This window comes from Streptomyces sirii (genome assembly GCF_045690365.1).
Classification (GTDB): domain Bacteria; phylum Actinomycetota; class Actinomycetes; order Streptomycetales; family Streptomycetaceae; genus Streptomyces; species Streptomyces sirii.
On sequence record NZ_CP147982.1, the window covers coordinates 812,098 to 835,418 of the forward strand.

At 71.1% G+C, this 23,321-nt stretch carries 19 protein-coding genes; 7 read left to right on the top strand and 12 right to left on the bottom strand.

Annotated elements, in window-relative coordinates; all coding sequences use genetic code 11:
- Nucleotide 1: 1 nt before the first annotated feature.
- The 5 genes from WAB15_RS03900 to WAB15_RS03920 form a co-directional block, all read right to left on the bottom strand.
- Nucleotides 2-1,354 (bottom strand): MFS transporter, encoded by a 1,353-nt coding sequence (locus tag WAB15_RS03900; protein WP_407285326.1) that lies wholly within the window; start codon nt 1,352-1,354, stop codon nt 2-4.
- On the bottom strand, nt 1,347-2,249 hold the full coding sequence (locus WAB15_RS03905; RefSeq protein WP_407285327.1) for a phytanoyl-CoA dioxygenase family protein: 903 nt from the start codon (nt 2,247-2,249) through the stop codon (nt 1,347-1,349). Before WAB15_RS03905 ends, WAB15_RS03900 begins: the two co-directional genes overlap by 8 nt.
- Nucleotides 2,250-2,398: 149 nt before the next feature.
- On the bottom strand, nt 2,399-4,282 hold the full coding sequence (locus WAB15_RS03910; RefSeq protein WP_407285328.1) for a carbamoyltransferase C-terminal domain-containing protein: 1,884 nt from the start codon (nt 4,280-4,282) through the stop codon (nt 2,399-2,401).
- Between the two features lie 114 nt (nt 4,283-4,396).
- Nucleotides 4,397-5,980 carry a radical SAM protein gene (locus WAB15_RS03915; protein WP_407285329.1) on the bottom strand — a complete coding sequence of 528 codons (1,584 nt, stop codon included), beginning with the start codon at nt 5,978-5,980 and terminating at the stop codon, nt 4,397-4,399.
- Nucleotides 5,981-6,186: 206 nt separating this feature from the next.
- On the bottom strand, nt 6,187-6,354 hold the full coding sequence (locus WAB15_RS03920) for a hypothetical protein (RefSeq protein WP_399144803.1): 168 nt from the start codon (nt 6,352-6,354) through the stop codon (nt 6,187-6,189).
- A gap of 702 nt (nt 6,355-7,056) precedes the next feature.
- On the opposite strand from WAB15_RS03920, the gene WAB15_RS03925 reads away from it, so the two are divergent.
- Nucleotides 7,057-7,374 carry a hypothetical protein gene (locus tag WAB15_RS03925; protein ID WP_407285330.1) on the top strand — a complete coding sequence of 106 codons (318 nt, stop codon included), beginning with the start codon at nt 7,057-7,059 and terminating at the stop codon, nt 7,372-7,374.
- A 668-nt stretch (nt 7,375-8,042) separates the two neighbouring features.
- Entirely contained in the window at nt 8,043-10,556 is a 2,514-nt protein-coding gene (locus tag WAB15_RS03930) for an ATP-binding protein (RefSeq protein WP_407285331.1), read from the top strand.
- Between the two features lie 49 nt (nt 10,557-10,605).
- Here WAB15_RS03930 and WAB15_RS03935 read toward each other — a convergent pair whose 3' ends face one another.
- From WAB15_RS03935 to WAB15_RS03965, 7 genes are all read right to left on the bottom strand, one after another.
- Entirely contained in the window at nt 10,606-12,483 is a 1,878-nt protein-coding gene (locus WAB15_RS03935; protein ID WP_407285332.1) for an ABC transporter ATP-binding protein, read from the bottom strand.
- Nucleotides 12,484-12,487: 4 nt separating this feature from the next.
- Nucleotides 12,488-12,904 (bottom strand): lasso peptide biosynthesis B2 protein, encoded by a 417-nt coding sequence (locus WAB15_RS03940; RefSeq protein WP_399144798.1) that lies wholly within the window; start codon nt 12,902-12,904, stop codon nt 12,488-12,490.
- Nucleotides 12,905-13,090: 186 nt separating this feature from the next.
- Nucleotides 13,091-13,348 (bottom strand): lasso peptide biosynthesis PqqD family chaperone, encoded by a 258-nt coding sequence (locus WAB15_RS03945; RefSeq protein WP_399144797.1) that lies wholly within the window; start codon nt 13,346-13,348, stop codon nt 13,091-13,093.
- A gap of 14 nt (nt 13,349-13,362) precedes the next feature.
- The gene (locus WAB15_RS03950; protein WP_407285333.1) at nt 13,363-15,291 is read right to left on the bottom strand and encodes a lasso peptide isopeptide bond-forming cyclase; all 1,929 of its coding nucleotides are present in this window, start codon (nt 15,289-15,291) and stop codon (nt 13,363-13,365) included.
- Between the two features lie 154 nt (nt 15,292-15,445).
- Nucleotides 15,446-15,553: a keywimysin-related RiPP gene (locus WAB15_RS03955; RefSeq protein WP_393490870.1), complete on the bottom strand. Its 108-nt coding sequence runs from the start codon at nt 15,551-15,553 to the stop codon at nt 15,446-15,448.
- A gap of 379 nt (nt 15,554-15,932) precedes the next feature.
- Nucleotides 15,933-16,358: a hypothetical protein gene (locus WAB15_RS03960; RefSeq protein WP_407285334.1), complete on the bottom strand. Its 426-nt coding sequence runs from the start codon at nt 16,356-16,358 to the stop codon at nt 15,933-15,935.
- Nucleotides 16,359-16,622: 264 nt separating this feature from the next.
- Complete coding sequence (locus WAB15_RS03965; protein ID WP_407285335.1) at nt 16,623-17,342, bottom strand: DUF4232 domain-containing protein; 720 nt, start codon at nt 17,340-17,342, stop codon at nt 16,623-16,625.
- Between the two features lie 376 nt (nt 17,343-17,718).
- Between WAB15_RS03965 and WAB15_RS03970 the strand changes: the two genes are divergently transcribed.
- From WAB15_RS03970 to WAB15_RS03990, 5 genes are all read left to right on the top strand, one after another.
- Nucleotides 17,719-19,077: a helix-turn-helix domain-containing protein gene (locus WAB15_RS03970; protein WP_407285336.1), complete on the top strand. Its 1,359-nt coding sequence runs from the start codon at nt 17,719-17,721 to the stop codon at nt 19,075-19,077.
- Nucleotides 19,078-19,202: 125 nt separating this feature from the next.
- Nucleotides 19,203-20,093, top strand: a complete 891-nt coding sequence (locus WAB15_RS03975) for an alkaline phosphatase family protein (RefSeq protein ID WP_407285337.1) — start codon at nt 19,203-19,205, stop codon at nt 20,091-20,093.
- Nucleotides 20,094-20,098: 5 nt separating this feature from the next.
- Nucleotides 20,099-21,421, top strand: a complete 1,323-nt coding sequence (locus tag WAB15_RS03980; protein WP_407285338.1) for an MFS transporter — start codon at nt 20,099-20,101, stop codon at nt 21,419-21,421.
- On the top strand, nt 21,418-22,443 hold the full coding sequence (locus WAB15_RS03985) for a TolB family protein (RefSeq protein WP_407285339.1): 1,026 nt from the start codon (nt 21,418-21,420) through the stop codon (nt 22,441-22,443). Before WAB15_RS03980 ends, WAB15_RS03985 begins: the two co-directional genes overlap by 4 nt.
- An 87-nt stretch (nt 22,444-22,530) precedes the next feature.
- Nucleotides 22,531-23,127 (top strand): Type-2Aa cytolytic delta-endotoxin, encoded by a 597-nt coding sequence (locus WAB15_RS03990; protein ID WP_407285340.1) that lies wholly within the window; start codon nt 22,531-22,533, stop codon nt 23,125-23,127.
- Nucleotides 23,128-23,321: the final 194 nt, after the last annotated feature.

Sequence of the window (23,321 nt, forward strand, 5' to 3'; positions counted from 1 at the left end):
GTCATCCTTTGTCGAGGGGGTCGTGGTGCGGAGGTGGATCGGACGGCGGTCGGTCGGTCGACGGTGATGGTGTGCGGGGCGCCGGGGGTTCGGTGTGCGCGAGCCAGCCGCCGGGCGCGGAGTGGTCCTCGCGCAGGGGCGCGAGCAGCAGCAGGGCCCCCGTGGCCAGGACGGCCCCGCACACCACGAACACCGCGGGCACGGACAGGGCTTCGGCGAGCAGTCCGCCGAGCGTGGCACCGACCGGCATGGTGCCCCACGAGCACAGCCGGGACACGCTCATCACCCGGCCCTGGAGGTCTTCCGGGGTGAGTCGCTGGCGCAGCGACATCACGGGGATGTTCCAGCCCATCATGAAGACGCCGTTGGCGGCGAGCGCCAGCGCGGCCAGGACCGGGTGACGGCCCAGGCCCAGCGCGGCGTACGCGGCCCCGGACGCCACCAGGGACCACCGGGCCAGCCGTACGGTGGGCACTCGGGCGGCGGCCCGGGGCGCCAGCCAGCTGCCGGCGACGGCGCCCAGCGAACCGGCGGCGAGCAGCAGCCCGTACCCGGTCTCGCTCAGCCCCAGAGTGCGGTCGCTCAGCAGCACCAGCATCGAGAAGGTCGCCGAGAACACCAGGCCGTACAGGGCGCTCGCGGCCAGGGTGAGCCGCAGGGTGCGGTCGCCCAGGACGAAGCCGAGCCCCTCGCGGATGTCGCGCAGCACTCCGCCGCCCGCCCCGCCCGGTGCCGCCTCGCGGCCGGGGCGGACGAGCGGGGCGAGGCCGAACAGCAGCAGTGCGGCCAGCGCGTAGAGCACCCCGCCGGTGGCCAGCGCCGCGGCGGCGGTCACGCCTACCAGCAGGCCCGCCACGGGCGGTCCGGCCGTTTCGTTGAGCACGATCTGCGCCGCCATCAGCCGCCCGTTGGCGCGCTCCAGATGCCGCTCGTCCACCAGGCGCGGCAGCATCGCCGGCGCCGCGGTGTCGGCGAGGGTCTCGGCGATGCCCAGCAGGAACGCCAGCGCGTACAGCAGGGCCAGCGGGCGGTCGTCGGCGAGCACCAGGGCCGCGCCGAGCAGGGCCGCGGCACGAACGAGGTTGCTGCCCAGCACGATCCGGCGCCGGTCCACCCGGTCCACCAGGACGCCGGCGGGGAGTGCGAACAGCAGCCAGGGCAGCATGTTGACGGCGGTCAGTCCGGCGACCGCCGCCGGGTCGGGGTGGTGCGTGACCACCAGCAGCGGCAGCAGGGTGCGGGTGACGCCGTCGCCCGCGTTGGAGGCGGCCGTCGAGGCCCACAGCCAGCGGAACGGGCGGCCCAGGTCCACACGGCGGGCCGGGCGGGTCCCGGACCTGGCGGTACTAGTCAACGGCGCTCCCCTCGGGCCATGCACGCAGGCCCAGCAGCCGTTCGCCCAGTTCGGTCAGCGTCGCCGGCCCGTACAGCTCGGCCTCGTCCTTGCGCACCCCGCCCTCCGGTGGATGCGGTGGGATGCGGTCCCGCCAGAACCGCACCCGGGCCTCGCGGAGGTCGGCGTTCTCCTGCCAGGCGGGCGCCATGGTCAGGTACTGGGCCATCCGCACCCGGCCCTGGGAGACGTTGGGGTGCACCCCGTGCGGCAGCAGGCTGTTGAAGATGATCAGGTCGCTGGGCGCGACCTCCGGTGTGGTGATCGAGTAGCCGGTGATGTCCGGCGTGATCGGGTCGCGGTCGGCGGGCTGGCCGCTCACCCACTTCTCCCACTCGGTGAAGATCTCCGGCACGCATTGGAAACCCCCGATCTCCTCGTCGCCGTGGGTCAGCGAGAGCACCGCCTGGCAGCTCAACGGCAGCGGGTCGGTGGAGGTGTCCACGTCCCAGTGGATGAACCCGGCGAAGGCGCGCGGGCCCCGGTTGGGCGGGTTGACGTTGGCGAAGTCGATGGTGACCCACAGGTCGCCGCGGTCCCAGATGTCGGCGAAGGCCCCGTACACCCGCGGGGTCTGCCGGATGTCCCACTGGGCCTGGTGGTTGTACATCTCGACCAGCCCGCTGTGGCCCGGCAGCCGGTCGTTGCCGGTGTGCGGCGAGGTCCAGGTCGAGGGGGCCTCGGGGCGCATGTCGAGGAAGGAGCAGAGGCCGTCGGTGAGCGCGGCGACGGTCTCCGGCGCCACCGCCTGACGGACGATCACATAGCCTTGGTCGATCCATTGTTGCCAGTCCGCGGGGGACAGGACGCGCAGTGGTTCGGTCTTGCGGATGTCTCGCAGTGGAATGGCGGCCACGGGCACTCTCCAGGGACACGACGCCTGCACATGATCGGGTGGGACGGGGCGGCCCCGACATGTCCGATTCGGCCAAACTTCGCCCGGTCGGGGTGTCGGGGGGGAACGGGTACGGAGCGTTGGACGGGGCGGGCGGGGGCGGGACCGGGTCACTCGATGATCAGGCGGCGTTCGGGCAGCACCACGGCGTCCAGCTCGGTCTCGGTGAGCAACTCCAGTGCCTCGTCGAGGTGGTTGAGGATGGGGCGGCCGCCGCCGTTGGCGCTGGTGTTGATCAGCACGGGCAACTCCGTGCGGGCGGCCACCGCGTGGCACAACCCGTGCAGCAGGGGCTGGGCGTCGCGCCGTACGGTCTGCAGGCGGGCCGTGCCGTCGATATGCCGCGCCTCGGCGAGCTGCCGGGCCCGGTCGGGCCGCACCCGTACCGCGAACAGCATGGTCTCGGTGTGGTCCAGGGGGCCGGTGAAGTACTGCTCGGCCACCTCCTCCGGGCAGATCGGCGCGACCGGCCGGAACCACTCCCGCTGCTTGATCGTCTGGGAGACGTACCGGCGGGCGCCGCTCCAATGGGCCGAGACCAGCAGCGAGCGGTGGCCCAGCGCCCGCGGCCCGGTCTCCAGGCCGCCCTCCAGCCAGGCCACACAGCGCCGGACGGCCAGCAGGTCGGCAACGCTCTGGAGGAACTCCTCGTCGTCGGCCGGGCGGTACAGGGACAACCCGAGGCCGGCCAGCCGCCGTGCGAGACCGCCGTCCGGGGCCACGTCGTCGCCGTCCGCCGTGTCCAGGCCCTCCAGCGGCGGTCCGGCGTAGGCCAGCGGCGTGGATCGCGAACCGTTCAGCAGGGCCGGGCGGTCGGCCGGGTCGGCGGCGGCCAGCGCCGCGCCCAGCGCGATGCCGGAGTCGTCGCAGCAGGTCGGGATGGACACCCGGGTGAACTGGCCGCACTCGGCGAGGCGGCTGTTGGCGGTGATGTTGAGCGCGCAGCCGCCCGCGTAGCAGAGCGTGGTGTAGCTGGGGAAGCGCCGGCTGATACCGGTGACCAGTCGCGTCAGGTCCCGCTCCACGGCGGTCTGCAAGGTGGCGGCCAGGTCCCGGCAGACGCGCTCGTCGGGGGAGGTCCCGACCGCGGTCGTCCGGCCGTCCGCGGTGCGGATCTCGTCGGGGAAGACCGAGCCGAAGGAGTGCACGACGTCGTCGTCCGAGGAGTCGGCCAGTCCCGCGTCCAGATAGCCGCCGCTGTGCGGGTCGTACTCCCACCAGGTGTCGGCATAGCGCAGCGCGGTGCCGGTCAGCCGGTCCTCGTCGAGCGGCTCGAAGAGGTCCGGCGAGGCGCGCCGGGCGGACTGCGGGACGAGCATGGCGCGCAGCACCGGCAGCAGGGAGGCGTCGCACTCCCCGGTGGCGGTCAGCCCGAGCAGCTTGCCGGTGTCGAACTGGCTGCCGTGGACGCGCCGTGCGAGGGCCTCGTAGACCAGGCCGAAACGCGGGCCGGTGCGGTTGGTGAAGGACATCACCGGGGTCAGCTGGTCGCCGTCGCCGAGGCAGACCATGCCGCACTCGGCGTAGTTGGCGGTTCCGTCCAGGGCCAGCACCAGGGCCTTGCGGGCCCCGGAGGTGTAGTAGGCGAGTGCGGCGTGCGCGTAGTGGTGGCGCACCGCGGTCAGCGTGATGTCGCCGAACCCCTTGGCCGGCGGCCAGTCCAGGGGTTTGATCACCCGGGTCACCGCGTCGGCGAGGCCGGTGCCGCCGGTGGCCGTCCAGCGGGCGTCCTCGTTGACGAGTTCGACCAGCGCCGGCGGCAGCACCTGGCACATCGGCGTGTACCAGTCGGCCACGGCGATCCCGGTCACCGGGCTCGCCGCCCGCTCCCGTAGCTCCGCCAGCCACTCGGCGGCGGCTCGCGGGAAGTCGCCGTTGCCGCCGCACACATGACGCAGCCCCAGGCGGCGCTCGGCCTCGATGACGCGGTAGCCGCCCGCGTCGGTGAGCGCGGCACCCGCGTCATGGCCGAAGTGCATCCCAATCGTTGCCATGGAACCAGTCACCCTTCGTCGGCCCGGAGGGGAGTCGCGGGGCCGGGTCGTGGATCGGCAGACCGCCTCACGGAGGGGGCGGGCCGTTGCGGAGAGCGTCGGGAGGGGCCCGGGTCAGGACAGGGTGGCGAGGCCCTGGGCGTGATGGCGCTCCAGGAGGCCCTGCACCACCTCGCGCATGTAGGCGCAGTAGCCGGGTGACATCAGCTGGATCGAGCCGTTCTCCTCCTCCAGCGCTCCGGCGGAGCCGCCCGAGCAGGTGCCCTGGAGTTCGCAGCCCTGGCAGCCGGGGCCGTTGGTGTAGGCCCGCATGCCGTAGTCCTGGTAGGCGGGAGAGGAGAAGATGCCGCGCCAGTCGTCGATGGTGCCCAGCTTGCGGGCGGTGGCCTTGCAGGCGAAGACGCTGCCGTTGGGCTCGATGGAGAGCTGGCGGCCGACCGCCGGGCAGGTCTTGTAGTCGGCCTGCTGGGCCCACTTGGCCTCGTCGACGATCATCTGGAAGGTCTGGTACCAGTAGCCGCTGAGCTGCACACCGCGCTCGCGCCCGTAGTCGACGGCGGCCAGCAGTCGCTGCGCCACGTCGTGCGGGCTGTGCTGCTGGAAGAACTCCTTGGCCTGGAACGACACGATGACGTCCAGGGAGTCCAGACCGGCCTCGGCGACGAAGTCGATGAGCGGGGTGCCCCACTTGTCCCAGGTGTACTGGGAGAGCACCGAGGTGATGCTGACCGGGACGCCCGCGCCCTTCATGTCGAGGATCGCCTTGCGGACCACCGCCCATGGGGTGCGCTGCTGCTGGCCGCCGCGGAACTCGCCGGTCTCCGGGACCAGGTAGTCGATGGAGACGGTGGTGTCGACGCGGTGCCTGGCGAGCGCCGCCAGCAGCTCGTCGTCGATGCGGGAGCCGTTGCTGGTCAGGTCGTAGGAGAGGGTGACCCCGTCGTGGCGGTCGCCGAAGGTGCGCAGCACGTGCAGGATGGTGGCCCGCGCCAGGGTGGGCTCGCCGCCGAAGAACGACACCGTCAGATGGCCGCCGCCGTTGGCCTTGCGCAGCTCGATGGCTTCCTTGACGGTCTTCTCGGCCACCTCGCGCGACATGTGCATCGAGGGGTTGCGGCCCTCGTCCGCGCCGTGGTTCCAGTCGCCCTTGGCGAGCGTGGGGCCCGAGTCCTGACGGAGGGGGCCGGCGTCGTCGCGCGAGCGGCGCAGTTCGACCAGGACCGGACCGGGTTTCACCGACTCGCCGGAGGTGTTGCGCTCCTCGACGCCGCCGTCGAAGTTGTACGCGAAGCAGCCCTGGCAGGAGAAGTTGCAGGCGTTGGTGAGCACGAGCTGGATGGAGGAGTGGAACACGCCGCTGCCCAGTGCGCTCTGCCGGCTCTCCAGCAGGCCGTCGATCTCCCTTGCCTCGTCGTGCCCGGCCTCGACGAGGAACCGGGCGTCGACGAGATCGCGCAGCGAGTCGTCGTCGACCCGCTTCGTCAGTTGGTCCCAACTGAGGCCCTGGGAGGCCTCCTTGAGGAGTTCGACGATATCCCGGTCGATCAGCCGCGCATTTCCGAAGAGTGAATGAAAGGCCATGGTCCGCTCGTCGCCCTCGTAGGAGCCGAGCCGGCCCCCGAACGACGTGAAATCCCGGTCACCCGCGGCACGCAGGGTGCGGACGTAGCGCGAGGACTGGTACATCGAATTCTGCATGGTGAAGATATCTCCCTGCGTCTTACGACTTCCGACCCGGCGTAGGGCGCGGCTCCGGGGCGCGCGCATACGGCGTGCGGCACGGCGTCGGTGAATGGGATTTCGGCGCGGGGCCGTTGGGCGCGGACCGGTTCCGAATCTGGTCCCGGCCCGCGCTTGCAGACCGGGGCCCGGCCGGTCGGCAGGGCCCCGGGGAACCTCAGCCCTTAGGCCGACGTACGCTCTTTCCGCTGCTCAGCGGAGGTCGAGACGACCTCTGCCTGCTTACGGGCGGGCGTGATGGTCGGGGCGTTGCCCCTGTCCGGCGAGACGAACGCGCAGGGACGGGTCGACGCGGTGACCGCTGGGCGGGCGACCTTCTTGACTTCGGCCATCTGGCCTCCTCAATAAGTGCGACTCACAACGCGCCCCACTGAAGCAGAAGAAATGAACGCTCGATAAGACATCTACCGGTCATGCTCGACAAAACCCCTCGATCACATTTCCCAACAATTTCCGAGCGTGCCGCGGAGAATCGATCTTTCCTCATTCGACGGGCGCTGCGCTGAGCGGCCAATTCGCCCGCACGCCCGCGTGATCCCATGCGGCCGGGAGCACCGCTGGGCGCACTTTGATTTCCTTCACGCGGGATGAAATCCGGCCAGAAGGGGGGTGGGAAGGCGCCCGGAGCGGTCACAAGGCGTGCGGGTCCCGCCACCGTCCGCAGCATTCCGCACGGTGGGGCGAGCGGCCCGTCAGTCGGCGGACCAGACCGCCCAGCGCGACCGTCCGTATACGGAACGCAGCTCCTTTGACCGTACCGGGGCGACGTGCCTACGCTCGAGAGTGACGTCATTGAGAGTGCAACTTTGCTTGCCACGACGTCGGCGAAGCAGGTCGGAGTCCTGCGAAGTCGCCCCGCCGGTGCGGCCGGGGCCGCGCGCGTTGCCGGGCGCACGGTGGTGGGGCCGGAGAACTCCACATCGATACGCCGATGGCATCGATACGCCGATCCATCGGCAACGCACCACCCCCGAGAGGGGACGACCATGCGCGGGAAGAGCAGAACCCATCGCCTTGTCGCAGCACTGTGCGCAGTGCCCTTCCTCGTGTTCGGCGGCGCCGGCGCCGCCAGCGCGCTCCCGGCCACCGCACCGGCGGCCGCACCGGTCCACGTCCAGAACCACGACTGGCGCTGTGACTACTGGACCTGGAACGACTGGGACTGCGACGCCTACTACGGACACGGCTACCACGGCCTCAGCTACAGCTTCAGCTACGACTCCTACGGATTCGGCTACGGCGGCCACGGCTATGGAGGTGGCGGCCACGGTTACGGCGGCGGATTCGGCGACGGCGGCCACGGTTACGGCGGCGGATTCGGCGGCGGCGGCCACGGAGGCGGCCACGGCTGATCAATCGGCCCCCGGACACACCGAAGACCTTCATCCACAGGGGACCTGCCCTCAACGGGCCGGTCCCCTCTTCCGTGCGCGAACTCGGGCCGGCGGGAGCCGATCGGCGGCACCGGGGCTGCTGCACCGTCTGCTCCCCGCCCTGCGCCTCTCCTCCCCCGAAGGCATCCGCGACCTGTTCCTCGACCGGTGCCTCGACCCGCAAGCCCACGCCGGAGCCCTCGAACGCCGGGCCGGGTGGCTCTACTGGGCGCCGGTTGCCGAGCAGCCACCGGACCGGTGCGTCGGAGCCCTGTTCGTCCTCGACGACGACCGGTACGTCTACGGAGCGACGCTCCAAGGCAGTACCGCGGACCTCCCTCAGGGCGAGCCCGTAGCCCTCCCCCTCCCGGACACCCGTCCGCTGCGCGCGGTGGGACCGTACGCGCTGTGGCAGCCGGCCGTGCACGGACCGGGGATGTGCCCGGTCCTGAGGGGGCCCGGGGTGGGGCCTGGCTGCATCCCGTTCCTCCGAATCAGGAAAGCGTCAACATCATCGAGCTCAAGCACCGCTCTCACCGGGCTGATGTGAGCATGGAACACACCCCATGTCCGCTCGGCCGCCCGAGATCCGCTCGTAGTAGCAGGCGTCGTGGGGCCGTGCAGGACCGTTGAGGAAGGGGCCTTCGGTGGCGCCGAGGGTGGTCGCAGCCGATACGCCGGGCGTACGGCCAGGAAAGCTCAAGGTGTTTCTCGGAGCGGCGCCCGGGGTCGGCAAGACCTATCGGATGCTGGACGAGGGACGCCGTCGTGCTCGACGCGGCACAGATGTGGTGGTCGCGTACGCCGAGTGCCACGGCCGGCCGCACACCGAGGAGAAGCTCCAGGGGCTGGAGACACTGTCCAGGACGGCGCGCGAGTACCGGGGAAGTACGTTCACCGAGCTGGATCTCGACGGCGTCCTGGCCCGCCGCCCTGAGGTCGCGCTCGTCGACGAGCTGCCGCACAGCAACGTTCCCGGGGGCCGCAACGCCAAGCGTTGGCAGGACATCGAAGAGCTGCTGGCCGCCGGGATCGACGTCGTCACCACCGCCAACGTCCAGCACCTCGCCTCGCTCAACGACGTCGTGGAGAAGATCACCGGCGTCCCGCAGCGGGAGACCGTCCCCGACGAGGTCGTGCGCCGCGCCCACCAGATCGAACTCGTCGACATGCCCGCCGAGGCGCTGCGCCGGCGGATGGCGCACGGCAACATCTACCAGCCGGAGAAGGTCGACGCCGCGCTCGCGCACTACTTCCGGGTCGGCAACCTGACGGCCCTGCGGGAACTCGCGCTCCTGTGGGTCGCCGGGCGGGTGGACGAGACCCTGCAGAAGTACCGTTCCGAGCACGGCATCGGCACCGTGTGGGAGACCCGCGAACGCGTCGTGGTGGCGCTGACCGGCGGCCCGGAGGGCGAAACGCTGATCCGCCGGGCGGAACGGATCGCGGACCGGTCCTCCGGCGGCGATCTGCTGGCCGTCCATGTCGCCCGCAGCGACGGACTCGCCTACGCGTCCCCCGCCGCGCTGGCGAGACAGCGCGAACTGGTCGAGAGCCTGGGCGGCAGCTACCACTCGGTCGTCGGCGACCATGTGCCCACCGCGCTGCTGGACTTCGCCCGCGCCGAGAACGCCACCCAGCTCGTCCTGGGCACCAGCCGACGCAGCTGGCTGTCCCGGCTGCTGGCGCCGCGCGGCATCGGCGAGGACACCGTCGAGCTCTCCGGCGATATCGACGTCCACATGGTCACCCACGAACGCGCCGGCCGCGGACGGCGGTTGTCCCTGCCCGGCCGGCGACTGCCGTACGCGCGCCGCGTCGCGGGGCCGGTGGCCGGGCTCGTGCTCCCCCTGCTGCTGACCGCCCTCCTCGCCAACACTCGCGGCACGCTCAACCTGACCAGCGAGGCCCTGCTCTTCCTGGTCACCGTGATCGGCGTGGCCTGTCTCGGCGGTGTGGTCTCGGCGCTGCTCGCCTCGCTGTCCGCGTCGCTGCTGCTGAACTACTACTTCATCCCGCCGAGTGGGCAGTTCACCATCACCGAGCCCAACAACGCGCTCGCCCTCGCGGTCTTCGTCGCGGTCGCCGTCACGGTCGCCGCGATCGTGGAGCGTTCCCTCCGGCTGTCACGGCGCGCGGCCAGCGCCACCGCGGAGGCGGAGACCCTGTCGTCCATGGCCGGGAACATCCTGCGCGGCGACCAGGCGGTGTCGATGCTGCTGGAGCACACCCGTGAGACGTTCGGCATGGAGTCGGCCGAACTCGTCCCACGTGCGGGCCAGGAGACCGAGGCGGTGGAGGGCGGCGACGGCCTGGTGAAGGTGCCGGCCGGGCCCGACCAGGTGCTGGTCCTGCGAGGCCGCACCCTGCCCGCCTCCGAACACCGGGTGCTGACCGCCTTCGCGGCACATCTCGCCGCCGCCCTGGACCACGCCCGCCTGACGGAGGCGGCCGCCGAGGTCGAACCGGTGAAGGCCGCGGACCGGATGCGTACGGCACTGCTGGCCGCGGTCAGCCATGACCTGCGGACCCCGCTGGCCGCGGGTCGGGCCGCCGTCAGCTCACTGCGCAGCACGGACGTGGACTTCTCCGCGGAGGAACGCAACGAACTGCTCACGACGGCCGACGAGTCGCTCGCCAAGCTCAACCGCCTGGTCGACAACCTGCTGGACATGAGCCGGCTCCGGGCCGGGGCCCTGACCCTGCGCCTTCAGCCCACGGCCTTCGCGGACGTACTCCCCCTCGCGCTCGACACGCTCTCCGCGACCTCGGTGCCCATCGAGTCGCAGGGGCTGACGGAGATCTGCGACGTGTCCGCGGATCCGCCCCTGCTGGAGCGGGTGATCGCCAACCTGGTCGTCAACGCCGTACGCCACTCGCCCCCGGACCAACGCGTACTGATCAGCGCCAGCGCCCTCGGCCCGCGAGTCGAGCTGAGAATCATCGACAGGGGGCCGGGCCTGCGCCCCGAGGACCGGGACCGGATCTTCGTACCGTTCCAGCGGATGGGCGACAGCGACAACACCACCGGCCTGGGCCTCGGGCTGGCCCTCTCCCGTGGCCTGGCCGAGGCGATGGGCGGCACCCTCACCCCCGAGGACACCCCCGGAGGCGGGCTGACCATGGTGCTCTCGTTGCGCGCCGCCGACGGCTGTCACTAGGTACCGACGCGGCGACCATAGGTACCGACGCGGCGACCACACGCAGCAGCTACTGCCCGAGCAGCTGAGTGCTCGCCAGTTCGCGGTAGAGGGCGTCGCATGTCATGAGCTGGGCATGGGTGCCGACCGCGCGTACCCGGCCCGCCTCCATGACCACGATCCGGTCCGCGCTGGTCACGGTGGACAGTCGGTGGGCGACCACCAACACCGTGGTGTCGAGGGCGGTTTCGGTGATCGTGTCGCGCAGCGCCGCCTCGTTGGTCGCGTCGAGCTGGGAGGTGACCTCGTCCAGTAGCAGCAGCCCGGGCCGGCGCAGCAAGGCGCGGGCGATCGCGACACGCTGTCGCTCGCCACCGGAGAGCCGGCTGCCGCGATGGCCGACGTCGGTGTCCAGGCCATGGGGCAGACGGTCCGCCAGCACATCGACGCGGGCCATCCTCAGGACACGGGCGAGCTCCTCTTCGCCGGGCTCGACGGTGCCGAGGGTCAGGTTGTCGCGCAGGGTGCCGGCGAGGACGGGAACGTCCTGCTCGACATAGCCGATCGATGCGCGAAGCCGGGGCAGGGGCCACCGTCGTACGTCTTCCCCGTCCAGGAGTACGCGACCGGAGTCGGGCTCGTAGAAGCGCTCGATCAGGGAGAAGACCGTGGTCTTGCCGGCGCCGGACGGGCCGACGAATGCGGTCAGTCCGCGTGCGGGAACGGAGAACGTGACCTCGTGGTGGACGCGGGGCAGTCCGGGCCGATAGGCGAAGCTCACCTGATGGAACGCCACGCCGAGGGGCGGCTCGCCGGATTCGGGAGCCGTGACCGCGGCGGCCGCGGGGGCGGGCGCGAATTCCCCTAGGCATTCCCGTACGCACTCCGCTCCCGGTCCGTCGACGTGCTCGACTGCCAGCTTCTCGACCTCCAGCCCCTCGACGTGGTCGATACGGACGGCGGCTGCCGCACCGACCTGCAACTGGCCGACACCCTCGGCCAGTTGACCGATGCGAGGAGCCAGTGCGAAGAGGTAGAGGAGGAACGCGACGAGTGTGGAGACACTGATGGCGCCGGAAGTGACGCGTGCGCCCCCCACCCCGAGGACGACGAGGAAGCTGACCTGGACGACGACCGCCGAGGCCGTCGCCGACACCGCCTCCCACGCCGCGGCCCGTACCCCGGTCCGACGGGCGTCCGCTGCCGCCCGGTCCAGCGCCGCGGCTTCCCGCCGCTCGGCGCCCGACGCCTTGACCGTACGGAAGGCGCCGAAGACCCGCTCCAGTGCGGCCCCGATCTGCCCCACCGACTCCTGTGTGTGTCGGGTGGCCCGGCCGATACGCGGGGCCACGACCGCGACGATGACGCCGACGACGGCGATCACAGCGAGGGTGACACACAACAGCACGGCGTCGAGCAGCCCCATCATGACGACCGTCGCCGCGGTGACCAGTGTGCCGGTGACCGCCGCGGACAGCGCCTGGGGCACGCTCTGGCGCAGCACCGCCGTATCGGAGGTCACGCGGGCGATCAGATCGCCCGGCTCGGTGCCCTCCACCACGGCCACCCGCAGTCTCAGTAGCCGCTCGGTCAGCCGGCGCCGGGCGGCGTAGACCATGGATTCCGCCGACCACTGGAGCACGTAGTGCCCCAGACCGACGAGGATCGCGCCGGCCACCACCAGCAGGCTGAGCACGAGTACGGCTCCGGCCCCGGGCTGGCCCCGGCTCATCTCGTCCATCACTCGCTTGGCCGCCAGCGGCTGGGCCAGCCCCATGACGCTGCCCAGGAGCCCCAAGGCGACGCCCACCGCCATCCGCCCGCGCTGCCGACGCAGATGCCCTACGAGGGCCCGGTGCCCCGGCCTCGCGCCGCCCGTGCCCTCATACGTCTGGGAGCGGCCGCCGGGGCCGGTGCGAGGCGTCTCGACGGAGGGTGCCGCGCTCATCGGGTCACTCCACTGTGAAGAAGCGCTGGAAGTAGTCGGCCGAGGCACCTTCGCCGACGAGGACTCCCTCGGCCTCCACCCAGGCGTGCGCCGCGAACGGAGGGCGGCTGCGCACTCCCACGCACCAGGCGGGCCACCGGCCGTACCAACGGCACAGCAGGACGGTGGCCAGGGACCTGGTCAGGCACCCCTTCTGGCCCCCTGCGGCGAGGCTCACGGCGAGCACCGTCTCCCGCGCCAGGCTCGCCTCGGCGAGGGTGGCGGGCCGCGCACCTCGGCGCAGCCGGCGCAGGACGGCACGAATACGGCCGGGCGGCTGGGTGGCGAGCACATGGGCGCAGCACACCACCACCCGGGCCAGGAAACGGCGGGCCGGTGGAACGGAGCGCGGGCGGTACGGGACCACTTCCGGCGTCGACATGCGTGGCTCTCCGGTCTGGACAGACAGGCCCGGGACGGGCGGGACCTGGGCGGACGAAGTCGGAGGAACGGATCCGACAGATCGAATGAACCGACTGGATCGGAGGGTGGATCGGCTGGATCCGAGGAACTGGTGGCGGGTTGGGCCGGCCGAACGGCTCCGCGTCGACGGGCCGCAGGCCGGCTCTCAGGACGTGACGAGTCCCGCCGAGCGCAGCTCGCCGACGATGCGGCCGACGTCCTCCGCGGCCAGGCCGGCATCGACGTTGTCGTAGCGCGTGGTCAGGATCTCCACCGCACGCTCGGTCCCGTGACCGTCGATGAGGGTCTGCAGAACGAGGGCGGCCGTCGGGTTGAGTGTCCAGTACTCGGCGCTCTCCTGGTCGAGCAGCGCCATGCCGTACTCGGTCTCGGTCAGCAGGACGCCGGACTTCAGGGTCAACACTGAATTCACCACTCTCAGGTCTCGCGGTGGGCGGTGGGCAGGGCCGATGTGCCGGTCGGCGCGGATTCCCGGCCGTGTGGCGTCGCTGCCCGGTGAACGTGCGAAGGCGTCATCTCCCGCGAGCGCAGCCAGACTTCGCAGGCGATGGTCGGGTGCAGCAGATAGCTCTCCGTCCCTGCGGCCAGCGCACGGCGGCACCATTCGCGAAGGACCCGCTCGTCGACCAGACCGAGTCGGGCGAGCCGGGAGTCCTCGCACAGCGCCAGCAGGGCCCGGCGGTGCTCGCGCAGTCCCGCCTCCTCCTCGAACGTGGCGTTCGCCTTGGTGTCGCGAGTGCGGCTGGCCTCCGGCACGACGCCGCGCATGGCCTCGACGATGAGCGGCTTGTACCGCCACGGAGTGATCCGCTCCTGCGGTCGGACGGCGAGGGCCGCCTCGATGACGTGGGCGTCGTAGTAGGGCGCGCTGATCCCGATGCCCAGCGGGGCGGCCATCTGACCGATATGCCGCACCCATTGGGAGATGCCGTCCATGGCGACCAGCTCACGGTGTTCGCCATGTCCCCTGCCCCGGGGCTCGACGTCGACCCGCTCCGCACGGAGCACCTCGCGTACTGCGGTGACGGCGTCGGGTGTGGCCCAGGGCGGCATCCGGGGCGGAACCGCCCAGCCGAGCAAGGGCTCGTTGTCGGGTACCGCCGGTTCGGTCAGATCGCGGGCCACCCGCCCGAGCCACGTCCGGTAGGGACTCCGGTCCAGGAGATGGCGCAGTACGCCGCTCCGCGACCATCGGTATTTGGCGGCGTATCCCCGTAGCGCCCGCCAGGCGATGAGGGGGTGGGTGAGCAGCAGCGCGTGCAGGCGGGCGGGTGTTCCGGCCAGCAGTTCGTCGCCGCCCAGGCCGGTGAGATGGAGGTCGGACCCGCGGGCGGCCGCCAATTCCACGATGCCCATACGGCGGTTGCGGTCGACGGTGAGGATGCTGGGCGTGTCCAGGACGTCCTCCAAGGCGTCGATCCCGTCGAAGGTCATGGCCACGTCCTGGGCCGGTACGACGTGGTGCTCGATGCCGTTCAGCGCCGCGACGGTGCGCTTGGCCCAGTACACGTCGTCGCCCGCCTCGTCGTGGATCGCGGCGGTGTAGGCGACGACTCTGGTCCCGGTGCGTGCCGCCGTACAGCACACGGCCGTGGAGTCCAGCCCTCCCAGGTCCGACGTCACCAGCTTCCGCCCACGGGTGCGCACCTCGATCGCTTCATCGAGGGCCTCCCTCAGGCGCCCGGCGCCGACGGCGAGCGGGACGACGGGGTCGGGCGGTGACCACCACCGGCTGGTGCGGGTCCGCCCGTCGTGGTGCATCGTCAGACAGTGCCCGCCCGGCACGGCGTGCAGACCGCGCCACAGGGGGTCCCCCGCGCGAGGGTACGGTGCGCCGAGGGTGAGCACCTCAAGAGCGATGCGGCGCTCGTCCAGGTCCGCGCCGACCAGTTCGGCGAGTACATCGGCCCGGTCGGACGCCACGCTCACGGGTCCGCGGCCGGGCGTACCGGTCCGGGTGTGGAACACACGGCGCAGGTCCACCACGCCGGCCCGCACCATGACCCGGTCAGCGCCGCTGACCACCAGGTGGAAGCTGCCGGCCCAGTCGGCCGCGCGGTCCAGCGCCGTCGGCGAGTCGGCGACGGCCGCCGCGGCGGCGGCCCGCTCGGCATCCCTCGCGGTGACGGCATGTTCCCCGAACACCGCGACGCGCGCCCCCCGGCACTCCCCCGTCACGACCGTCTCCGGCGCCCATCGGCCCACCAGCCAAGGGCGCCCCGATGCGTGAGTCAGGCTCCGGTCCGCGTAGGAGAGCGCCTTGACGGCGAGGGCCCCGACCGCGTCGGTGTCGGGCAGAACGACGAACCAGGTGCGTACGACCTGGAGCGACAGGGACTGGTCCATGGGCTACGGCCTTCGATCGCTGACACTCGGGACAGGGAGGAAGAACAGGGAACGGGTGGCGGCCGGCTGCCGCCACCCGATGACCGGACCGGCTCAGCGGCCGGTCCGGTGCGCGCTGCGCCCCGGACCGCTCAGCGGTCGTGGGTGGTTTCGGTCAGAGGAGCTGCTTGCCGCCGAGGATGTCCTTCGGGCCGGTGCTCTTGATGCCGGTGACCTTACGGAAGCTGCCGGCCTTGGTGAGGGTGGGGCGCTCGTACGTCATGATCGTTCTCCTTTTTCATGGGGACGGTGTACACAACAGGCGCCTGTGCAGCGGATTTCAAGCAACTCCCGGGACGGAAGTTGCGAGCGGCGAAATCTGCGGCACAACGATAAGTAGGACAACCTCAACAGCACAATGCCGGCCCGCTGGCATTGAGTGGTACACAGAGGGCGCGCAATTGAGGTGCACTACGGCCAGGCATCCCTTTGCGCCCTTGCGGACGCACCGCAGCACGGCAGTTGGTTCGCGAAATAACGTTTTCCCTGCGACCCGCCATGACCACGGAACGGGGATATCCATCCCACCTGGAATCCACACGAACAGAGTGTCGACCACCCGAAGAGTCATTCGCCTTGAATATTTGCCAGGCCCTTACCTGTCAGCCGGCGGGCTTGGCCGCGGAGAAGTACGCGCGCGATGCGGGCAGAAGCAGCACCACTGCGATCGCGGCGATGAAGATGTCCGGGGCGTAGGAGGAAGGGAGACTCCAATCGAGGGCGGCGAGCCCGAACCCATTCATGCTCATGTCATTAAACATGAACAGGAGGTTGCCCGCGCCCGCCACGATCATCACCAGCCGGGCCCAGTTGTGTCCTCGGCGCATCCATACCGCACACAGCAGCCATGCGCCGGCGAGCACGGCGAGCACCGCGGCGGAGAGGGAGAGTTGGAGGATCGCTCCCGACAGCCCCTCGTGGTCGCGCAGTTGGTCAAAGCCCGTGGGTGGGATGACGAATGCGTTCAGCACCCAGCCGACGAATTCCAGGAACACGGTCCCGATCGCCGCTCTGAGGGCGATCTCCACCTCGTTCGGGGGCTGGCTGCGTCCTGCCGTGGCGCGGTTCGTGCTCTCCCTCTTCTGAGGGTGTCGAAGGCGGGCCTTTCATTCGGTAACCAAGACGGCCCGCGTCGACCTCGACTTCCACCGGACGCGCACGCGCCGACCCGTACGGAGGTCCCGTACGGGTCGGCGCGGCCGGCGGACGTCTGGTCAGGGCCTCGTCGGCGTCACGCGGTCACCTCGCCGGTCGGATCCGGCCAACTTGGTGCCGGCACCCGGCCCTTCGGTTCAGTACAGCAGCGCGTCGGACGCCGAGGTCTGCCAGTAGGTCACCGCGGCGTTGTCGTCCTTGTGCGTCCCCGCGGGCAGGCTGAGCGTCAGCGGTGCGCCGACCGAACCGGAGCCGCTCCTCGGCGTGAAGTACACCGTCAGCTTCTGCGCGGTGCGGCCATGGGTGTCCCCGCCGCCCTCGCCGCTGAGCACGATCGACGCATAGGCGGATCGGCCCGGTGCCAGGGTCACCACGGCCTGCGGCTTGCTGTCGTCGTTGACCCGGGTGGCGGACTGTTCGTCGTCGAAGCGCAGCGAGGGCGCGAAGTAGGCGCTGCACGGGCGGGAGCCCTTGTTGGTGACCGTCAGCAGCAGGTGGTTGATGGGGCGCGGGACCTTGGTGACGGTGGCCGTCACATTGCCTCCCGTGCAGGCATCGGACGCGCCGGTTCCGCGGCCGGGGGCCTTTCCGCCGTTCGAGGGCTGCTGGGCGGAGGGATTCTTCTCGGCGCCCGAGCCCGAGCCGCCGCCGTTGCCGTTGCCGTTGCTGCTACCGCTCTTGCCGTTGCTGTTGCTGTTGCTGTCGGCCTTGTCCCCGGGCTGCGCCGTGGCGCCATCGGCGGCGGACTTCGCCGGGGAGTCGGCGTCGGGTGACGAGCCCTGGCAGGCGGTCAGGGACAGTGCGGCGAGTACGGCCGCGGTCGCGGCGACGGCGGTACGGGGACGAATGCGCAGCATGATGAGCGGTGTTCCTTTCACTCCACAGTGGTGGAGTTGGCCGGGGATGTGTCTGTGTGTAGGGCGGATGGATCCCTGTGCTTGCGATGGCTGTCTCTACCGGTGAGGTCTCAGGTCCAGTCGAGCAGCGAGATGACGATTACTGCGACGCAGACGATCAGCACGGTGAGGGCGAGAACATCGCTGAGACACGGGCGGGTTCGCATCGGGTCTCCCGTCTCAGTGGTGCTGCGTCCAGCCTGCGTGCTGATCGTCACCGCGCCAACCGATCCTGGACAATGAGAGAAGCTGGAACGCCGACAGGGGGTTTGACCTGGGGAAACGACCATTCCCTGGAACACCGTCCTGGAACGGCGGAACGAACAGGGGGATCAGGGTGACCACAGAGACAGCGGACTTCGCGCACCTGCTGCGCCGGCTCAAGGAGCGCTCCGGACGGAGCTACGGCGCCCTCGCCGGGCAGATGCACTTGAGCGTGTCCACGCTGCACCGCTACTGCAACGGCGACGCCGTACCGCTGGACTTCGCCCCCGTCGAACGCCTCGCCAGGCTGTGCGGGGCGAACCGCGAGGAAATGGTGGAGCTGCACCGGCAGTGGATCATTGCGGACGAGCGGCGCCGACGCGGGCGCTCGGCCTCGGTCACGGCCACGGCCACGGCCACGGCCACAGCGGGCCCCGACGACCCCGGCTCCCCCGACACCGCCGACGCAGATGCAGGCGCAGATGCCGACGCAGGCGCAAGTGCAGGCGCAGTTGCCGACGCAGACTCCGACCCATCCCCCGACGCCACACCGCCCACCGCCGCCTCCCCCACCCGCAGGCGGCTGCGTTTCGCCCTCGCCGCCCTTGCCCTGGTCTCCCTCGCCGTACCGGCGGCGCTGGCCTTAGAGGGGGCCCCGGCTGAGGACGCCCGCCGGGACTCGCGTGGCGCCGCGCGCCTCCCGGCCGCCGGCGAGCACCCCGCCGGCACGCCCAAGAACCGCCCCTCCGCTGCCCCTTCGGCCGCGAAGGACTCGCCCGCGCCGGGCGAAAAGGGCGAGCACGGCCCCTCCGCGTCGGCCCGCCCGAAGGCCCCCGACACGAGCCGTGCACCCGCCGGTGACAAGGGGAAGGGCGACCGCTCCGCACCGCAAGTCGGCGTCAGCTCGTACAACTGGGACGGGCCGTGCGGTGCCTACTACCTGCTCCAGCAGAAGCCGGAGCACGTCCCACCGCCGCCCCCGCCGCAGGACACCCGCGGCTGGGCGCGTGCCCTGGGCGGCGTCGACGCGGGACATCTGCGGCTCCAGCTCACGGCGACCGGCAGCACGGACGAGGCCGTCGTCCTCACCTCGCTGCACGTCCGGGTGGTGGGCAAGCGCGCCGCGCTCCCCTGGCCCGCGTACTCGATGGCCGAGGGCTGTGGCGGCGGGGTCATCCCGCAGAGCTTCGACATCGACCTGGACTTCGACCGGCCGACGACGAAGCCCGTGGCCGGCCAGAACGGCGACATCGTGGTCCCCGCGAAGGACTTCCCCTTCAAGGTCTCCACCCAGGATCCGCAGGTGTTCAACCTGGACCTGCACACCGAGGGCCACGACGTCAGCTGGTACCTGGAGCTGGGCTGGAGCAGCGGCGACCGGCAGGGAACGGTGCGCATCGACGACGGCGGAAAGCCGTTCCGCACCAGCGCCATCGACGGCCGCGAGCGCTTCTCCTACTGGCCCGACAAGTACAAGTGGGTGCCCCAGTAGACCGGATGCGGAATCATCGTTCGCCTTTTCTTCATTTGCCGGCTGCGGTCTGGGTCACACGGCTGCTTCTAAGGTTGCGCCGTGCCGCCCCCCTAACGCTCGTCACTTCTGTCCGGAGGACAGTCATGACCGCAGTCAAGGCACCCAAGCGCCGTCGTCGTCCCCTTACCGCACTGGCCGGGGCCATGGCCCTCGCCGTCACCTCGATCGGGCTGTGGGCCACGACCGAGTCCACCGCATCGGCCGTCGCTCTGCCGGCGCCCGATCATGTGGTGGTCGTGGTGATGGAGAACCACGCCTACTCCCAGGTGATCGGCAGCGCCAGCGCGCCGTACATCAACAACACCCTCAAGGCGGGTGGCGCCAACCTCACCCAGTCCTTCGGCATCACCCACCCCAGCGAGCCGAACTACTACCAGCTGTTCTCGGGCTCCAACCAGGGCCGCACCGACGACAGCTGCGTCCCCGTCGGTTCCCTCAACGCACCGAACCTCGGCTCCGAACTGATCGCCGCCGGCAAGACCTGGGCCAGCTACAACGAGGGCCTGCCCAGCCAGGGTTCGACCGTCTGCAGCAGTGGTCAGTACGCGCAGAAGCACAACCCGTGGTTCGGCTTCTCCAACGTGCCGACCAACACCGCGATGACCATGACGCAGTTCCCGACCGACTACACCACCCTCCCCAAGGTCTCCTTCGTCGTGCCGAACCTGTGCAACGACATGCACGACTGCTCGGTCTCCACCGGCGACTCCTGGATCCAGAACAAGCTGGGCGCGTACGCGACTTGGGCGCAGACCCACAACAGCCTCCTGGTCGTCACCTTCGACGAGGACAACAAGCAGTCGGGCAACCGCATTCCCACCGTCCTGTACGGAGCGCACGTCGCCCCCGGTAGCTCCTCCGCCACCACCTACAACCACTACAACGTCCTGCGCACCCTGGAGGACCTGGCCGGTCTGACCACGCACGCCGGCAACGCCGCCACCGCCTCCGACATCACCGGCATCTGGAACTGACGCCCGTGTATCTCGCGGACTCTCGCAGCGCCGCGCCCGCCGTCGCCCCGGACACCCGTCCGGGGCGGCGGCCCGCCGTGCCCGGCACCGTCCTGGCTCTCGGTGCGGTCAGCCTGATCACCGACATCTCCTCGGAGATGGTCACCGCCGTCCTCCCGCTCTATGTGGTCGCGGCCCTCGGCCTGTCACCGCTCGGCTTCGGGCTGCTGGACGGCATCAACAACGGCGTCGGCGCACTGGTCCGGCTCGCCGGCGGCCACCTCGCGGACCGCGGCGGCCAGCGGCACAAGGTGGTGGCAGGGCTGGGATACGGACTCTCCGCCGTGTGCAAACCGCTGTTCCTGTTCGCCCACGGCCTCCCCGTCATCAGCGCCGTACTCGCCGTCGACCGCACCGGCAAGGGCCTGCGCACCGCGCCCCGGGACGCGATGATCTCGCTGGCCACCCGGCCCGAACACCGGGGCAGGGCGTTCGGCGTGCACCGCGCCATGGACACCACCGGCGCCCTGCTCGGCCCGCTGGTGGCCTTCGCCGTGCTCCGGGCGGCGGTCGACGGATATGACGCGGTCTTCGCGGTCAGCGGCTGCATCGCCGCGCTCGGGGTCCTCGTACTGGTGCTCTTCGTGCCCCGGAGGGTCACCCCGAAGGCCGCTTTGGACTCGACGACCGCGCCGGAGGCCGTTGGGGCGGCCCGCGGCGGCTCCGGCCCCACACTGCGCGACTCGCTCGCGCTGCTACGGCGGCCCGGGCTGCGCCGGCTCACCCTGTGCGCCGCCCTGCTCGGACTCACCACCGTCAGCGACTCGTTCCTCTATCTGCTGCTCCAGCGCGAAATGCAGGTGCCCGCCCACATGTTCCCGCTGCTGCCGCTCGGTACGGCCGCAGTCTTTCTGCTGCTCGCCATACCGCTGGGCACGTCCGCGGACCGTATCGGCCGCGGTCGGCTCTTCCTGGCGGGGCACGGCCTCCTGCTGCTCGGCTACGGTCTGCTGCTCTCCCCCGTCCGCGGCGCCCCGGTCGCGGTCACGGTCACCGTCCTGGTGCTGCACGGTGCCTTCTACGCGGCGACCGACGGGGTACTCGCGGCGGCCACCGCGGGTGCCGTCCCGGCCGAGCACCAGGGTGCCGGCCAGGCGCTGGTGGGCACGGGCCAGGCGGTGGCCCGGTTCCTGTGCTCGCTCGCCTTCGGCGCCGCCTGGAGCCTGTGGGGCGGGCGCAGCGCCCTCGCCGTCACGGCCGTCGCGCTGGCGGTCAGCGCCGTCGTGGCCTGGGCCGTGCTCCGTACGACCGGTGAGACGCCGGGTGAGACCACCGGAGGTGCCGTATGACCCGAACCGCCCGCCTCGCGATCCTGCTGGTCGCCGTACTCCTGCTGGGAACGATCGGTGCCGCGGCGGTCCTGCGCGCCGCCGAGCGATCCGGCCGGCGCGACCAGGAGCAGGCGGGTGGTCCGCCCGTGCGGACCGGCGCCGTATCGCTCCGGGCGACCGCCGCCCACAGCCGGCTGCTGGTCCGCAATCTGGCCTGGGGCCCGCATCGCGACGAGATCGCCACCGCGCCCGCCGACCGGCCGAACGGGCCGCGAACCGTGTCCGGCGTCAAGTGCCTGCGCTTCCACGCGGCCGCCGGCACCGGTATCTGCCTGCAGGCCGTGCACCATGCGCTGGACGACACCTATCGGGCCGTCGTCCTCGACTCCCACCTGCGCCCGCGTCATGCGTTCCCGGCGGCCGGCATCCCCACCCGCGCCCGTGTCTCGCCCTCCGGCCGTCTCGTCGCCTGGACGGTGTTCGTCAGCGGGGACTCCTACGCGGGCACCAAGTTCTCCACCCGCACCGCCATCGTCGATACCCGTACCTGGGCGATCCAGGACAACCTGGAGTCCTTCGCCGTCACCAAGGACGGCCGGCCGTACCGCGCCTCCGACATCAACATCTGGGGCGTGACCTTCGCCGACGACCACCGCTTCTACGCCACCCTCGCGTCCGGCGGTCAGACCTACCTCGTCCGGGGGGACGTCACCGCCCGCACCCTGACCACTCTGCACCGGAACGTCGAATGCCCCGCGCTCTCCCCCGACGGCAGCCGGATCGCCTACAAGAAGCGCGTCCCGGGAGCCTCACCCGACGCCCCGTGGCGGCTGTACGTACTCAATCTGCGCACCATGTCCGAAACCCCCACGGCCGAACAGCGCAATATCGACGACCAGGCACTCTGGACCGACAACTCCACCCTCCTCTACGCCCTCCCCGGCGACTACGGCTCGGATCTGTGGACCGTTCCGGCCGACGGCGGCGGAACGGCCCGGCGCCTGATGGCCTCCGCCCTCGCTCCGGCGTATCTGCGCTGACCGGCGGACCGCCCTCCGCCCCCGACGAGCGCAACGGCATACTGCCTGTCGGCGCGACATGTTCATTTCCGCATGTGAGGAGCAGTCATGGCCGATCAGCCCACCGCCCAGAAGACCACGTTCCGGACGGTCTTCGAAGTGGGCCCCGATGCCCTGGCGCAGACACAGCGCATGGCCGACGCGTTCCAGCACGCGGTCGCCCCGGCGACCGTGGACTACGACTTCGGTGAGATCGGCCGCGCCGCGGGGGCGATCCCCGGCGGCTCGATCGTCAAGATCATCCGCGGCTGGGGGCTCCAGGAGACCGCTCCCGTCGGCGTCATGGCGCTCTCGCTCAGGGAGGCCGTCCGCCAAGCACTGACGCACCCCTTCGGCAACCCCGCCTTCTGGGAGAAGGCCGAGGCGGCGCTCGCCGACGCCTTCGTCGGCCTCGGCGCACAGCGGGGCACCCACCTGTCGTTCCACGGGGACGCCACCGACAGCACGAGCTACTACTACAACCTGCTGTTCGCGCTCCAGGACGAGGAGACCGAGGGCTTCGTCTACGTCCTCGCGCTCTGTGCGGATGTGACCGTCGCGCTGGACGGGGAGCGGGCACGCGCACTGGCCCTCGACGACGTCACCCGGTTCGCCATCCGGCTCAACGCGATCGCCGTGCGGCAGGCGCTGCGGTCCGCCGCCTGACAGACGGCCGGGGCGTGGCAGCACACCACGCCCCGGCCTCTCCGCCTGCTCCGTCGCGCGCACCACCGCCAGCGGTTCAGTAACTGCAGGTAAGTGATCAGTTTCACTCAGTACGTGACCCGCTCGCGGTCCATACCGGTCTCCCGACTGCCATGATCCCTATTGGTGCGGAGTGCGGTTGCCTCCGCACACTC